14 protein-coding genes are annotated in these 14787 nt (G+C 63.2%); all 14 read right to left on the minus strand.

Features of this window, described 5'->3' with window-relative positions; translation table 11 throughout:
- Window positions 1-292: 292 nt before the first annotated feature.
- Genes Cte04_RS03920 through Cte04_RS03985 form a run of 14 tightly spaced genes read right to left on the minus strand, consistent with a single transcriptional unit; the run spans window position 293 to window position 14782 of the window.
- Window positions 293-787, minus strand: coding sequence for a DUF1178 family protein (locus Cte04_RS03920; RefSeq protein WP_066472352.1), 495 nt, complete (start codon window positions 785-787; stop codon window positions 293-295).
- A gap of 58 nt (window positions 788-845) precedes the next feature.
- A complete protein-coding gene (locus Cte04_RS03925) occupies window positions 846-1151 on the minus strand; it encodes a DUF2818 family protein (RefSeq protein ID WP_066472355.1) in 306 nt (101 codons plus the stop codon).
- Between the two features lie 54 nt (window positions 1152-1205).
- Window positions 1206-2699, minus strand: a complete 1494-nt coding sequence (nuoN, locus tag Cte04_RS03930) for an NADH-quinone oxidoreductase subunit NuoN (RefSeq protein WP_066472361.1) — start codon at window positions 2697-2699, stop codon at window positions 1206-1208.
- Between the two features lie 24 nt (window positions 2700-2723).
- Window positions 2724-4199 (minus strand): NADH-quinone oxidoreductase subunit M, encoded by a 1476-nt coding sequence (locus tag Cte04_RS03935; RefSeq protein ID WP_066472363.1) that lies wholly within the window; start codon window positions 4197-4199, stop codon window positions 2724-2726.
- Window positions 4200-4215: 16 nt separating this feature from the next.
- A complete protein-coding gene (gene nuoL, locus Cte04_RS03940; RefSeq protein ID WP_174522890.1) occupies window positions 4216-6255 on the minus strand; it encodes an NADH-quinone oxidoreductase subunit L in 2040 nt (679 codons plus the stop codon).
- A 30-nt stretch (window positions 6256-6285) separates the two neighbouring features.
- Window positions 6286-6594, minus strand: coding sequence for an NADH-quinone oxidoreductase subunit NuoK (gene nuoK / locus Cte04_RS03945; protein ID WP_066472374.1), 309 nt, complete (start codon window positions 6592-6594; stop codon window positions 6286-6288).
- Window positions 6591-7265 (minus strand): NADH-quinone oxidoreductase subunit J, encoded by a 675-nt coding sequence (locus tag Cte04_RS03950; protein ID WP_066472376.1) that lies wholly within the window; start codon window positions 7263-7265, stop codon window positions 6591-6593. Before Cte04_RS03950 ends, nuoK begins: the two co-directional genes overlap by 4 nt.
- Window positions 7266-7299: 34 nt before the next feature.
- On the minus strand, window positions 7300-7809 hold the full coding sequence (nuoI, locus tag Cte04_RS03955; protein ID WP_066472379.1) for an NADH-quinone oxidoreductase subunit NuoI: 510 nt from the start codon (window positions 7807-7809) through the stop codon (window positions 7300-7302).
- A gap of 12 nt (window positions 7810-7821) precedes the next feature.
- Window positions 7822-8898 carry an NADH-quinone oxidoreductase subunit NuoH gene (nuoH, locus tag Cte04_RS03960; protein ID WP_066472382.1) on the minus strand — a complete coding sequence of 359 codons (1077 nt, stop codon included), beginning with the start codon at window positions 8896-8898 and terminating at the stop codon, window positions 7822-7824.
- Window positions 8895-11015 (minus strand): NADH-quinone oxidoreductase subunit NuoG, encoded by a 2121-nt coding sequence (gene nuoG / locus Cte04_RS03965; protein ID WP_066472385.1) that lies wholly within the window; start codon window positions 11013-11015, stop codon window positions 8895-8897. The genes nuoH and nuoG overlap by 4 nt, the downstream gene beginning before the upstream one ends.
- A 23-nt stretch (window positions 11016-11038) precedes the next feature.
- On the minus strand, window positions 11039-12403 hold the full coding sequence (nuoF, locus tag Cte04_RS03970; protein ID WP_066472393.1) for an NADH-quinone oxidoreductase subunit NuoF: 1365 nt from the start codon (window positions 12401-12403) through the stop codon (window positions 11039-11041).
- Complete coding sequence (gene nuoE / locus Cte04_RS03975; RefSeq protein WP_066472396.1) at window positions 12400-12891, minus strand: NADH-quinone oxidoreductase subunit NuoE; 492 nt, start codon at window positions 12889-12891, stop codon at window positions 12400-12402. Before nuoE ends, nuoF begins: the two co-directional genes overlap by 4 nt.
- Complete coding sequence (locus Cte04_RS03980; protein WP_066472402.1) at window positions 12888-14141, minus strand: NADH-quinone oxidoreductase subunit D; 1254 nt, start codon at window positions 14139-14141, stop codon at window positions 12888-12890. The genes nuoE and Cte04_RS03980 overlap by 4 nt, the downstream gene beginning before the upstream one ends.
- Window positions 14142-14170: 29 nt before the next feature.
- Window positions 14171-14782, minus strand: a complete 612-nt coding sequence (locus Cte04_RS03985) for an NADH-quinone oxidoreductase subunit C (protein WP_066472405.1) — start codon at window positions 14780-14782, stop codon at window positions 14171-14173.
- Window positions 14783-14787 lie beyond the last annotated feature (5 nt).

Raw genomic sequence — 14787 nt, forward strand, 5'->3', positions numbered from 1 at the left:
GCCTCTGCCAAACCCGCATGCGGAAAACCCCGAGACTGCAAAGCCCCTCGTCCACCCCGGGGCTGCTGGCAAGCGGATGCAAAATGTGCTTGAGTTTGTCGCCGATTGCGCGAAAGGCGACAAAGATGAAGAGTTCGCTATGAATAGCGAAGCTCACAGCGCAAGCTATGCGCAGATTTCCAGTCTATTCAATACCGAATTGCAATCCCGGCAGGCGCCGGAAGCTACTGAATCAAGAGCGCATCGGCTGCAGCGTGCCGGCTGGCAAAAAGCCATGCCGACCCAAACCGGTCTATTGCAGCTTGCCGCTGCCGCCTTCGGGCAGGGCAAGGGGGATGACGCCTATGCCCTCTTCCATCAGCTCCATGGCCTGCCGGGGACTGGCCTGGCCGCGGATGGCGCGCTCGTCGATCTCGCCATAGTGCATGCGGCGGACTTCCTCGGCAAAGCGGTCGCCCACATTTTCGGTATTGGCCGCAACCTTGCGCGACCACTGCATCCAGGCCGCCTGCAGGGCCTGCAGGTGTTCGCGGGCCTGGGGACTGAGCTCGGCGGCAGGAGGCAGCTGCGCGGCAGCCTCGCGGCCGGAACCCGCTGGCGTGCGCGGGGCGGACGGCTGCGCGCCCAGGTTCAGGCGCGGCGCGCTCAGGCGCTTGGTCACGTCATGGTCGCCGCAAACCGGGCATTGCACCAGCTTGCGCTGCAGCTGGTTCTGGAAATCATCTTCCGAAGCGAACCAGCCTTCAAATACATGGCCCAGCGGGCAATGAAGGTCGAGCACTTTCATGATGGTCTCTCGGGCAGCGCAAGCGGCGCCTCGCTGCCCAGTATGCGCTTTTATGCAATCAGTCCCGGCGGTGCACCAGATAGCGGTACACGAAGCCGGGAAAAGCCAGGGTCAGGAACAGCGCACCCGTGACGGCGTAGAACTCCCAGCCCTGGGGAGCGATCTGGCCGGCACGGCGCTCCAGCAGCAGGGCCAGGCCGCCTACCAGGAAGTACAGCACCAGCATTTCCAGCAGGCGCGCCCACATGGGCTTGCGCCCCTGGGTGACCGGGCCGACCACGGCCCAGCGCTGGTTGATAAAAGGCAAATTGGCTGCCACAAGGGCAGCCAAGATCACAAGCCAGATGGAAGCGGTAATGGACACGCTAAGGCATTCCTCGGAAAAGCGGCGCGGACTGGAGCCGCGCCGCGTTCAGCATCAGGAGGCCAGGGCACGCACGATGGCGTCGGCACACAGGGCCATCAGGCCGCCCGGCAGGATGCCGAGCAGCAGCACCAGCGCACCGTTGACGGTCAGCACCACGCGCACATCCAGGGGCGCCGAGACGCTGGTGGCCGTGATGGGCTCGTCGAAGTACATGACCTTGACGACGCGCAGGTAGTAGAAGGCGCCGATCAGCGACATGACCACGGCGAACACGGCCAGGCCAATGTACAGGCTGCTGCCCGAGGCCACCAGTGCCTGCAGCACGGACAGCTTGGCGTAGAAGCCGACCAGCGGAGGAATACCGGCCATGGAGAACAGGCAGATGGCCATCACGCCGGCATACAGGGGGCTGCGCTGGTTGAGGCCGGCCAGATCGGAGATCTCGTCGCTCTCGAAGCCTTCGCGGGCCAGCAGCAGGATGATGCCGAACGATGCCAGCGCCGTCAGCACGTAGGTGACCACGTAGAACATGGCCGAGCTGTAGGCGTTCTCGATGGTCGCGGGATCCACCTTGCCGTCCACCACGCCCGACATCAGGCCCAGCAGCACGAAGCCCATCTGGGAGATCGTCGAGTAGGCCAGCATGCGCTTGAGGTTGGTCTGCTGCAGACCGGCCAGGTTGCCGATCAGCAGCGAGGCGACGGCCAGGACCATCAGCATCTGCTGCCAGTCGATGGCCAGGGGCAGCAGGCCGTCCACCAGCAGGCGGATGGTCATGGCGAAGGCCGCCAGCTTGGGTGCGCCGCCGATCAGGATGGTGATGGCGCTGGGCGCGCCCTGGTACACGTCGGGAACCCACATGTGGAAAGGCACCACGCCGAGCTTGAAGGCCAGGCCGGCCACCACGAACACCAGACCGAAGACCAGCACCTGGTGCTTGATCTGGCCGGAGTTGATGGCCTTGAACACTTCGCCGATGTCCAGCGAGCCGGTCGCGCCGTAGAGCATGGACATGCCATACAGCAGGAAGCCCGAGGCCATGGCGCCCAGCACGAAGTACTTCATCGCGGCTTCCACCGAGGTGGCATGGTCGCGGCGCAGGGCCACGAGCGCGTAGCTGGACAGCGTCAGCAGTTCCAGGCCCAGGTAGATCACCAGGAAGTTATTGCCGGAGATCATGATGAACATGCCCAGCAGCGCCAGCAGGGACATGGTGAACAGTTCACCGCCACGCAGCATGTCGCGGTCGCCCGCATAGGGGCGGCCGTAGACCAGGGTGACCATCATGGCCACGGTGGCGAAGCACTTGAGCCAGTTGCCCATGGCGTCGGAAACCACCATGTTGCCCCAGCCGTAGAAGGTGTTGCCGCTGGCGGCGTACATGCCTTGCATCACGGCCACGACCAGCAGGGTCAGCATCGTCAGAACATAGGTGCCCGTGCGGCGCGCGCTCGTCACGCCCAGGTCCACCAAGGCGATCACGCAGGCCATGACCAGGAGTGTGATCTCCGGGTAGACCGCCAGCCAGCTGAAGTTGTCAATCATCTCGAGTCTCTCGTTTCAGTCTGGTCAGTGGAGCTTGCTCACAGCCACATGCTTGATGAGCTCAGCCACGGACACATCCATCACATCTGTGAAGGGCTTGGGATACAGGCCCATGTAGAGCACTGCGATCGCCAGCACGCCCAGCACCAGGAATTCGCGGCCGCCGATGTCCTTGAGCGCGGCGACGTTGTCGTTGCCCACGGGACCCAGGTAGACGCGCTTGTACATCCACAGGGTGTAGGAGGCGCCGAAGATCAGGGCTGTCGCGGCACCCAGGCCGATCCAGAAGTTGTAGTCCACCGCGCCCAGGATCACCATCCACTCGCCCACGAAGCCAGCCGTTGCAGGCAGGCCGCAGTTGGCCATGGAGAACAGCAGGGCAAAGGCCGCGAACTTGGGCATGGTGTTGACCACGCCGCCGTAGGCCGCGATTTCACGCGAGTGCACGCGGTCGTACAGCACGCCGATGCACAGGAACATGGCGCCCGACACGAAGCCGTGGGCGATCATCTGCACCAGGCCGCCAGAGATGCCCAGGTTGTTGAACATGAAGAAGCCCAGGGTCACGAAGCCCATGTGCGCCACGGACGAGTAGGCCACCAGCTTCTTCATGTCCTTCTGCACCAGGGCCACCACGCCCACGTAGATCACGGCGATCAGCGACAGGGTGATGATCAGGCCGGACCACTCGTGCGCCGCATCGGGGGCGATGGGCAGCGAGAAGCGCAGGAAGCCATAGGCGCCCAGCTTCAGCATGATGGCGGCCAGCACGGCGGAACCGCCGGTGGGCGCTTCCACGTGCACGTCGGGCAGCCAGGTGTGCACCGGGAACATCGGCACCTTGACCGCGAAGGCCGCGAAGAAGGCGAAGAAGATCAGCGTCTGCGCCGTGCCGGACAGAGGCAGCTTGTGCCAGTCCAGGATCTCGAAGCTGCCGCCCGACTGGGTGTACAGGTAGATGATGGCCACCAGCGTGAGCAGCGAGCCCAGCAGGGTGTACAGGAAGAACTTGAAGGCCGCGTAGATGCGGTTCGGTCCGCCCCAGATACCGATGATCAGGTACATCGGGATCAGCGTGGCTTCGAAGAACACGTAGAACAGCATGCCGTCCAGCGCGCTGAACACGCCGACCATCAGGCCCGACAGGATCAGGAACGCGCCCATGTACTGGTTCACGCGCTCGGTGATGTTCTCCCACGAGGCGATCACCACGATCACGGTGATGAAGGCCGTCAGCGGCACGAACCACATGGAGATGCCGTCCACGCCCAGGTGGTAGTGGATATTGAAGCGCTCAATCCACAGGGCGTTTTCCACGAACTGCATGCTGGCCGTGGTGGTGTCGAAGCCGGTCATGACCGGAATCGTCACCGCGAAGCCCAGCAGGGCTCCGAGCAGGGCCATCCAGCGCACCGCGCCGGCCTGCCCTTCCCGGCTCAAGGCCAGGAGGAAGATGCCGAAGGCGATCGGCACCCAGATAGCAAGACTCAACAATCCCATTTTTGTTATTCCCCTACTACTTGTTGAGCCACACGAAGTACGTCATGAGCGCAAAGATGCCCAGGATCATGACCAACGCGTAGTGATAGAGATAGCCCGACTGCAGGCCGCGCACCCACTGGCCGAACTTGGCCATGAGTTTCCAGGAACCGTTCACGATGGCGCCATCGATGATGGCCTGGTCGCCGACCTTCCAGAACAGCGTGCCGAAGGCGCGGCCGCCGCGGGCGAAGATGTTCTCGTAGACCCAGTCCACGCCGTACTTGCCTTCCAGCACCTGGTACAGGCCGATCTTCTTGGAGAAGGCCATGATGGCGGCCGGAATCCCGGGCTTGACCATGTAGAACACATAGGACACGAGCACACCGGCCAGGGCCAGCCAGAACGGTGCGGCCGTGAAGCCGTGCAGCGCCATCGGCACCCAGCCGTGGATCTCTTCGGCCAGCTCGGCCATCGCATGGTGCTTGGCGCCGTCGACGAAGATCACATCCTTGAAGAAGCCGCCGAGCACCATGGTGTCCAGCGCCATGGCACCGATCACCACCGAGGGAATGGCCAGCAGGATCAGCGGCACGGTCACGACGGCAGGCGACTCATGCGGCTTGGCATCGTGGCCATGGCCGTGGTGGTCGTCATGACCATGGTGGTCATCGTGATGCGCGTCGGGATTCTGGTCGTAGCGCTCCTTGCCGTGGAAGACGATGAAGTACAGGCGGAAGGAGTAGAAGGCCGTGATGAACACGCCGGCCAGCACCGCGAAGCTGGCAAAGCCGGCTCCGGGCAGGTGCGATGCATGCACCGCTTCGATGATGGCGTCCTTGGAGTAGAAGCCCGAGAAGAACGGCGTGCCGATCAGCGCCAGGTTGCCCAGCAGAAAGGTGATCCAGGTGATGGGCATGTACTTGCGCACGCCGCCCATCCAGCGGATGTCCTGGTTGTGGTGCATGCCCATGATGACCGAACCGGCGCCGAGGAACAGCAGGGCCTTGAAGAAGGCGTGGGTCATCAGGTGGAACACGGACACCGAGTAGGCGGAAACGCCCAGCGCCACGGTCATGTAGCCCAGCTGCGACAGCGTGGAGTACGCGATCACGCGCTTGATGTCGTTCTGGATGATGCCCAGGATACCCATGAACAGTGCCGTGATGGAGCCGATCACCAGGATGAAGTTCAGCGCCACGTCCGACAGCTCGTACAGCGGCGACATGCGCGAGACCATGAAGATGCCGGCCGTCACCATGGTGGCGGCGTGGATCAGCGCCGAGATGGGGGTCGGGCCTTCCATGGAGTCGGGCAGCCAGGCGTGCAGCGGGAACTGGGCCGACTTGCCCATCGCGCCCACGAACAGGCAGATGGCCGTCACGGTCACCAGCATCCAGCCCGTGCCGGGCAGCTGGGTGTTCTGGATCTCGGGCAGCTTGGCGAAGATTTCCGAGTAGTTCAGCGTGCCGGTGTAGGCAGCGATCAGGCCGATGCCCAGGATGAAGCCGAAGTCGCCGACGCGGTTGACCAGAAAGGCCTTCAGGTTGGCGAAGATGGCCGATTCCTTCTTGAAGTAGAAACCGATCAGCAGGTAGGACACCAGGCCCACGGCTTCCCAGCCGAAGAACAGCTGCAGCATGTTGTTGCTCATCACGAGCATCAGCATGGAGAAGGTGAACAGCGAGATGTAGGAGAAGAAACGGTCGTAGCCGTCGTCTTCGGCCATGTAGCCCATGGTGTAGATGTGCACCATCAGCGACACGAAGGTCACCACGCACATCATCATGGCCGTCAGGGAGTCGATCAGGAAGCCGACCTCCATCTTCAGGCCGCCGACCACCATCCAGGTGTAGATGGTCTCGTTGAACTTGGCGCCGTCGAAGACGACGCTCTGGAAAACCAGGGCCGACAAGATGAAGGCGACCAGCACGCCCAGGATCGTCAGGGAGCTGCTGCCGGTGCGACCAATCTTGTTGCCGCCGAAGGCGGTGCCCCAGATACCCGCGAGCGCGGAGCCGGCCAGCGGCGCCAACGGCACCGCGAGCAGCATGGATGCAGAAAGGGTTTGACTCATTCTTGAGAACCTTGCAAGTAACGGGCGGACTCAGCCCTTGAGGGCGTTGAGATCTTCCGCATCGATACTGCTCTTGTTACGGAACAGCAGCACCAGGATCGCCAGACCGATGGCCGACTCAGCGGCAGCCACCGTCAGGATGAAGAACACGAACACCTGTCCGTTCATGTCGCCCAGATAGCTGGAGAACGCCACGAAGTTCATGTTCACGGCCAGCAGCATCAGCTCGATGGCCATGAGCAAGACGATCAGGTTCTTGCGGTTCAGAAAGATGCCAACCACGGCGAGCGCGAACAGCATGGCGCCCAGCGTCAGAAAATGGCCCAGAGTCAGCGTCATGCTTTTGTCTCCACGGCAGGCGCCACGGCTTCGGCGGCAGGTTGTTGTGGGGGCTGGGTGACCGGCTGCTTGACCAGCTTGATGCGGTCCTGGGCACGTACGCGGATCTGCTGCGCCGGGTTGACGGCCTTGCTGTCCTTGCGCTTGCGCAGCGTCAGGGCGATCGCGGCAATCATGGCCACCAGCAGGATCACGGCAGCGATTTCCACCGGATACAGGTACTTGGTGTACAGCAGCTTGCCCAGCTCCTGGGTGTTGGAGTACTGCACCGCCTGGCCGGCCGCATTGACGGCGGTCGCCGCCCCGGCCTTGGACTCTTCGACGTCGCCGAAGCCGCCCATCAGCACCATGCCCATTTCAAAGGCAATCAGTGCGCCGATCAGCGCGGCGAACGGGAAGTGCTTCCAGAAGCCGCGGCGCAGCGCATCGATGCGGATGTCCAGCATCATCACGACGAACAGGAACAGCACCATCACGGCGCCCAGGTAGACCAGCACCAGGGCGATGCCCAGGAACTCGGCCTTGAGCAGCAGCCAGATGGCCGCGGCCTGGGAGAAGGCCAGGATCAGATTGAGCACGGCATGCACGGGATTGCGGGCCGTGATCACCCGGAAGGCTGCGAACAGCAGCACTGCCGAGAACAAATAGAAAAAACCAGTTTTGGCGTCCATGGATCGAATCTTTTCAAGTGATCAGGCAGCCGCTTCAGCGGTACTTGGCATCGGCTGCCTTGTTGGCAGCGATCTCGGCTTCATAGCGGTCGCCTACGGCCAGGAGCATGTCCTTGGTGAAGTAGAGGTCACCGCGCTTTTCGCCGTGATATTCGAAGATGTGCGTCTCCACGATGGAGTCCACCGGGCAGCTTTCCTCGCAGAAACCGCAGAAGATGCACTTGGTCAGGTCGATGTCGTAACGCGTGGTGCGACGCGAACCGTCGTCGCGAACGTCGGATTCGATGGTGATGGCCATGGCCGGGCAGACGGCCTCGCACAGCTTGCAGGCAATGCAGCGCTCTTCGCCGTTGTCATAACGGCGCAGCGCATGCAGGCCACGGAAGCGTGGCGACAGGGGAGTCTTTTCCTCGGGGAACTGCACCGTGATCTTGCGACGGAAGGTGTAGCGGCCGGTCAGGGCCATGCCCTTGGCCAGCTCCCAGAGCATGAAGCTCTTGAGGAAGTCTTTGAAGGAAAAAGGAGTTGCAGCAACCGCAGACATACGTACTCCGCTTTAGTTCCAGATGTTCCAGGGCGAGTACAGCCAGGCACCCACAACGATCAGCCACACCAGGGTGACCGGAATGAAGATCTTCCAGCCCAGGCGCATGATCTGGTCGTAGCGAAAGCGCGGGAACGTTGCGCGGATCCAGATGAAGCAGGACACGACCAGGAAGGTCTTGATGGCCAGCCAGATCCAGCCCGGGATGAAGCCCAGGAAGTCGACCGGAGGCAGCCAGCCGCCCAGGAACATGATCACGGCCAGGATGGACACCAGCCACATGCTGGCGTATTCGGCCAGGAAGAAGACCGCGAAGCCCATGCCCGAATACTCGACCATGTGGCCGGCCACGATTTCGGCTTCGCCTTCCACCACGTCGAAGGGGTGGCGGTTGGTTTCGGCCACGACCGAGATCAGGTAGACGATGAAGATGGGCAGCAGCGGCAGCCAGTTCCAGGACAGGATGCCCACGCCCATGGAGGCGAACTGGCCATGCGCCTGGCTCATCACGATCTGCGTGAGGTTCATGCTGCCCGTGACCATGATGACCACCAGGAAGCAGAAGCCCAGCGCGATTTCATAGCTGACCATCTGTGCCGAGGCGCGCAGCGCGCCCAGGAAGGCGTACTTGGAGTTCGATGCCCAGCCGGCGATGATCACGCCATAGACTTCGATCGAAGTGATGGCCATCATCAGCAGCAGGCCGGCGTTGACGTTGGTCAGCGCCACTTCGGGGCCGAAGGGGATCACCACCCAGGCCGCCAGGGCCGGCATGATGGCCATGACGGGGCCCACGTAGAACAGGCCCTTGGCTGCGCGCGTGGGCTGGATCAGTTCCTTGGTCAGCAGCTTCAGGCCGTCGGCCAGAGGCTGCAGCAGGCCCATGGGGCCCACGCGGTTGGGGCCCAGGCGGATCTGCATGAAGCCGAGCAGCTTGCGTTCCCACAGCGTCAGGTAGGCCACGGCGCCCATCAGCGGCGCCACGATGGCCACGATACCCAGCAGAATCCAGATGACGGGCCAGGCCACGTCGGTCCAGAAAGGGGCCGTGGACAAGCCGGCGCCCCAGACTTTCAATGCGTCGATCATGCGGCGCCTCCCTCACGAACCTGACGGGCATCGGCCGTCAATTGCAGCGACGTTGCGCGGCGCACAATGCTGTCGAGCTGGTAAATGCTTGCCACCACCGGTGCAGGCATGCTGCCGGCGGCCGGCAGGCTGCTCACGGCCTTGGCGGCATTGCTGAGCTGGCCGGCAGGCACTTGGGCGACTCCGCCCGTGGCAGCGGCCAGCACTTCCTGGGAGGTCTCGTAGTCCACGCCGGAAATGCCCAGCAGATTGGACAGCACGCGCAGCACCTTCCAGGCCGGACGGGTGTCGCCCAGCGGCTTGACCACGGCGTGGAAGCCCTGCACGCGGCCTTCGGCATTCACGAAGCTGCCGGAGGTTTCGGTGAACGGCGCGATGGGCAGCAGCACGTCGCTGAATTCCATGTTGGCCTTGAACGGGCTCAGGGTCACGACCATTTCGGCCTTGGCCAGCGCTTCGCCAGCGGCCTTGCCGGCAGCGCTGTCGAACTCGGGTTCGTTGTTCAGCAGGAGGGCTGCCTTCAGGCCGCCAGCCAGCATCTGGCCGGCGTTCTGGCCGTTGGCGCCAGGGACGGCCTTGACCCACTGCGCGCCCACGGTGTTGGCGGCTTCGGTCAGGTAGCCAACGCTGGCACCGGTCTGCTCGGCAATCCAGTTGGCCAGGGCCAGCAGCGTGGAAGCCTGTGCGTGGTGCGCGGCGGCATTGCCCAGCAAAATGGCCTTGTGCTCGCCAGCCAGCAGCGCGGCAGCGATGGCCTGCGCCTCGTTGTGGGCGGTCGCAGCCACCGGCGCGTCCACGCCCTTGGCCTGCGCCACGGCAGCAGCCACGTCGGCCAGGGCCTGGGCCCAGTCCGCGGCAGCAACCACCGAAGCGTTGACGGGCAGGGCCCAGTCGTACACGCGCTCGTTGATGGCAAAAACCTTGCAGCCCTTATTGGCAGCCTGGCGGATGCGCTGTGCGAACAGCGGGTGATCCTTGCGCAGGTTGGAGCCGACGACCAGCGCCGACTGCAGGGTCGACAGGCCGGCGATGGGCAGGCCCAGCCACTGCACGCCCTGGGCGGCAGCGAACTCGGCATTGCGCAGGCGGTAGTCGATGTTCTCGCTGCCCAGGCCGCGCACCAGCTTGCCGGCCAGATACAGTTCTTCCAGCGTGCTGTGCGGGCTCACCAGGGCGCCGATGGCGCTGGCGCCGTGCTGGCTCTTGATCTGCTGCAGGCCGTTGGCCACGTATTCCAGGGCTGTCTGCCAGTCGACTTCCTTCCACTCGCCGCCCTGCTTGAGCATGGGGCGGGTCAGGCGCTCGTCGCTGTTGAGGGCTTCGTACGAGAAGCGGTCACGGTCGGCGATCCAGCACTCGTTGACTTCCTCGTTCTCGAAGGGCACGACGCGCAGCACCTTGTGGTTCTTGACCTGGACGATCAGGTTGGCGCCGGTGGAGTCATGCGGAGAGACCGACTTGCGGCGCGACAGCTCCCAGGTGCGGGCGCTGTAGCGGAAGGGCTTGCTGGTCAGCGCGCCCACGGGGCAGATGTCGATCATGTTGCCCGACAGCTCGGAATCCACGGTATCGCCCACCACGGTGGTGATCTCGGAATGCTCGCCGCGGTTGATCATGCCCAGCTCCATGACGCCGGCCACTTCCTGGCCGAAGCGCACGCAGCGTGTGCAGTGGATGCAGCGGCTCATTTCCTCCATGGAAATCAGCGGGCCCACGTTCTTGTGGAACACCACGCGCTTTTCTTCCTCGTAGCGCGAGCTGCTGGCGCCATAGCCCACGGCCAGATCCTGCAGCTGGCATTCGCCGCCCTGGTCGCAGATGGGGCAGTCCAGCGGGTGATTGATGAGCAGGAACTCCATCACCGACTGTTGCGCCTTGATGGCCTTTTCGCTCTTGGTGCGCACGATCATGCCTTGCGTCACGGGCGTGGCGCAGGCAGGCATGGGCTTGGGAGCCTTTTCAACGTCCACAAGGCACATGCGGCAGTTGGCCGCAATGGAGAGCTTCTTGTGGTAGCAGAAGTGAGGAATATAGGAGCCGGCCTTCTCGGCAGCATGCATGACCATGCTGCCTTCCGAGACCTCCACCTTTTTTCCGTCCAGTTCAATTTCAACCATATGCTTGTCTCGCGATCAGGCGCTTACGCGGCCTGCTTGGAAGCGTTCTGGATCTTCGCTTCAAACTCGTGGCGGAAGTGCTTGATCATGGCGCGCACCGGCATGGCTGCCGCATCGCCCAACGCACAGATCGTGCGGCCCATGATGTTCACGGACACCGAGTCCAACAGCTCGATATCTTCCGGACGGCCTTCGCCGTGCTGAATACGATTGACCACGCGCCACAGCCAGCCCGTGCCTTCACGGCAGGGCGTGCATTGGCCGCAGGACTCGTGCTGGTAGAAGTACGACAGGCGCAGCAGGCTCTCGACCATGTCGCGCGAATCGTCCATCACGATCACCGCCCCGGAACCCAGCATGGAGCCGGCCTTGGCGATGGAGTCGTAGTCCATGGTGCATTCCATGATGATGTCGGCCGGCAGCACGGGCGACGAGGAGCCGCCGGGGATCACGGCCTTGAGCTTGCGGCCGGTGCGCACGCCGCCTGCAAGCTCCAGCAGCTTGGAGAACGGCGTGCCCAGCGGGATCTCGTAGTTGCCGGGCAGGTTCACGTCGCCGCTGACCGAGAAGATCTTGGTGCCGCCGTTGTTGGGCTTGCCGCACTCCAGATAGGCCTGGCCGCCGTTGCGGATGATCCAGGGAACGGCCGCAAAGGTTTCGGTGTTGTTGATGGTCGTCGGCTTGCCGTACAGGCCGAAGCTGGCCGGGAACGGCGGCTTGAAGCGGGGCTGGCCCTTCTTGCCTTCCAGCGATTCCAGCAGCGCGGTCTCCTCGCCGCAGATATAGGCCCCGAAGCCATGGTGCGCATGCAGCTGGAAGCTGAAGCTGCTGCCCAGGATGTTGTCGCCCAGATAGCCGGCGGCACGGGCTTCCTCCAGAGCGGCCTCGAAGCGCTCGTAGACCTGGAAGATCTCGCCGTGAATGTAGTTGTAGCCGACGCTGATGCCCATCGCATACGCGGCAATGATCATGCCCTCGATCACGATGTGGGGGTTGAACATCAGGATGTCGCGGTCCTTGCAGGTACCGGGCTCGCCCTCGTCCGAGTTGCACACCAGGTGCTTCTGTCCGGGGAACTGGCGGGGCATGAAGCTCCACTTCAGGCCGGTCGGAAAGCCCGCGCCGCCACGGCCGCGCAGGCCGGATTCCTTGACGGTGGCGATCACCTGATCCTGGGTCAGGCCTTCGCCGCCGTCCTTGCCCAGGATCTTGCGCAGCGCCTGGTAGCCGCCGCGTGCCTCGTAGTCCTTGATGGACCAGTTGCTGCCGTTCAGATCCGCATAGATCTGCGGATTGATATGGCGGTCGTGGAAGCAGGTTTCGTTGCCCGAGGAGGCGAACCTGGCCAGCACCGCATTGGCGGCGGGATTGTTCAGAATGGTGCTCATGCCTTGCCCTCCGCAGCGCGCAGGCCGTCCACCAGCTCGTCGAGCTTCTCGTTGCTCATGAAGCTGCACATGCAACGGTCGTTGACCAGCATCACCGGGGAATCGGCGCAGGCGCCCAGGCACTCCGACTGCTGCAGCGTGAACAGGCCGTCGGGCGTGGTTTCGCCCATCTTGATGCCCAGCTTGTGCTCCAGGTGGTGCAGCGCCTTGTAGCCGTCGCGCAGCTGGCAAGGCAGGTTGGTGCAGACGTTCAGCTTGTACTTGCCAACGGGGCGCTGGTTGTACATGTTGTAGAAGGTGGTGACTTCGTGCACCGCGATTTCGGGCATGCCCAGAAATTCGGCAATCACGGCTTCGCTCTCGGCGCTCACCCAGCCCTGCTCCTGCTGCACGATGGACAGGCAGGCCATCACGGCAGACTGTTTCTGGTCAGCCGGATACTTGGCCACCTCACGCGCAAAGCGTTCCTTGGTCGCTTCGGTAATCATCGGTCAACGTCTCCAAACACGATGTCCAGGGTACTGAGCACCATCACGGCGTCAGCCAGCATGTGGCCACGGCTCATCTCGTCGAGAGCGGCCAGGTGCACGAATCCTGGTGGACGGATCTTCAGGCGATAGGGCTTGTTGGCGCCATCGCTGATCAAATAAATGCCGAATTCACCCTTGGGGTGTTCCACGGCTGCATAGGCCTCGCCTTCGGGCACCTTGAAGCCTTCGGTGAAGAGCTTGAAGTGGTGGATCAGCTCTTCCATGTTGGACTTCATGGCCTCGCGGGACGGCGGAGCCACCTTGTGGTTGTCCGTGATCACCGGGCCGGGATTGGCGCGCAGCCAGTCCACGCACTGCTTGATGATGCGGTTGGACTCGCGCATTTCGGCCACGCGGACCAGGTAGCGGTCGTAGCAGTCGCCGGTCGCGCCCACGGGCACGTCGAAGTCGACCTTGTCATAGGCATCGTAGGGCTGCGACTTGCGCAGGTCCCAGGCCACGCCGGAACCGCGCAGCATGGGGCCGGTCATGCCCAGGTTGATGGCGCGCTCGGCAGTCACCACGCCGATGTCGACGTTGCGCTGCTTCCAAATGCGGTTGTCGGTCAGCAGGACTTCGTATTCGTCGCAGCACTTGGGGAAGCGCTGCGTGAAGGCGTCGATGAAGTCCAGCAGCGAGCCCTGGCGGGTTTCGTTGAGCTGCTCCAGCGCGCGCGCATTGCGCACCTTGCTGGCCTTGTACTGGGGCATGGTGTCCGGCAGGTCGCGGTACACGCCGCCGGGACGGAAGTAGGCCGCGTGCATGCGCGCGCCCGAAACCGCCTCGTACATGTCCATGAGGTCTTCACGCTCACGGAAGGTGTAGATCAGGATGGTGGAGCTGCCGGCGTCGTTGCCGCTGGAACCCAGCCACATCAGGTGGTTCATGATGCGGGTGATTTCCGAATACATCACGCGGATGTACTGGGCACGGATGGGCACCTCGAGGCCCAGCAGCTTTTCGATGGCCAGGCAGTAGGCGTGCTCGTTGCACATCATGGACACATAGTCCAGCCGGTCCATGTAGGGCAGCGACTGGATGTAGGTCTTGCTTTCGGCCAGTTTCTCGGTCGCGCGGTGCAGCAGGCCGATGTGGGGGTCAGCACGCTGCACCACTTCGCCGTCGAGCTCCAGCACCAGACGCAGCACACCGTGCGCTGCCGGGTGCTGCGGACCAAAGTTCAGGGAGTAATTCTTGATTTCAGCCATGGTCTTCCGTCAGAAGGCGACTCGCGCCCTCAGTGCAGGCCTCCGCCGTAGTTTTCCTCACGGATGATGCGCGGAGTGATTTCACGCGGCTCGATGGTGACAGGCTGGTACACCACGCGCTGCTGCTCGGCGTCGTAACGCATTTCCACATAGCCCGACAGGGGGAAGTCCTTGCGGAACGGATGACCGATGAAGCCGTAGTCGGTCAGGATGCGGCGCAGGTCGTCATGGCCGTCGAACACGATGCCGAACAGGTCGAACGCCTCGCGCTCGAACCAGTTGGCCGAATTCCAGATGCCGTTGACCGAAGGCACGACGGGGAAATCGTCGTCGGGGCACAGCACGCGCACGCGCACGCGCTGGTTGAGGGTCAGGGACATCAGATGGGACACCACGGCAAAGCGGGCGCCTTCCCTGCCCACTTCCGCATAGGTCGAATAGTCGACACCGCACAGGTCCACCAGCATCTCGAACTTGCAGTCCGGCGCATTGCGCAGGGTCTGCATCACGTCCAGATACTTGTCCGCGGAAACCTCCACCGTCACTTCATCGAGTGCCAGCGTGACGCTGCGGGCCTTTTCGCCCAAGGCAGCAGTCACCACATCCCGAAGCTTTTCGGGGTGAATTGCGATTGCAGTCATCTCAG

It is taken from the genome of Comamonas terrae (assembly GCF_001544075.1).
GTDB classification, from domain to species: domain Bacteria; phylum Pseudomonadota; class Gammaproteobacteria; order Burkholderiales; family Burkholderiaceae_C; genus Comamonas; species Comamonas terrae.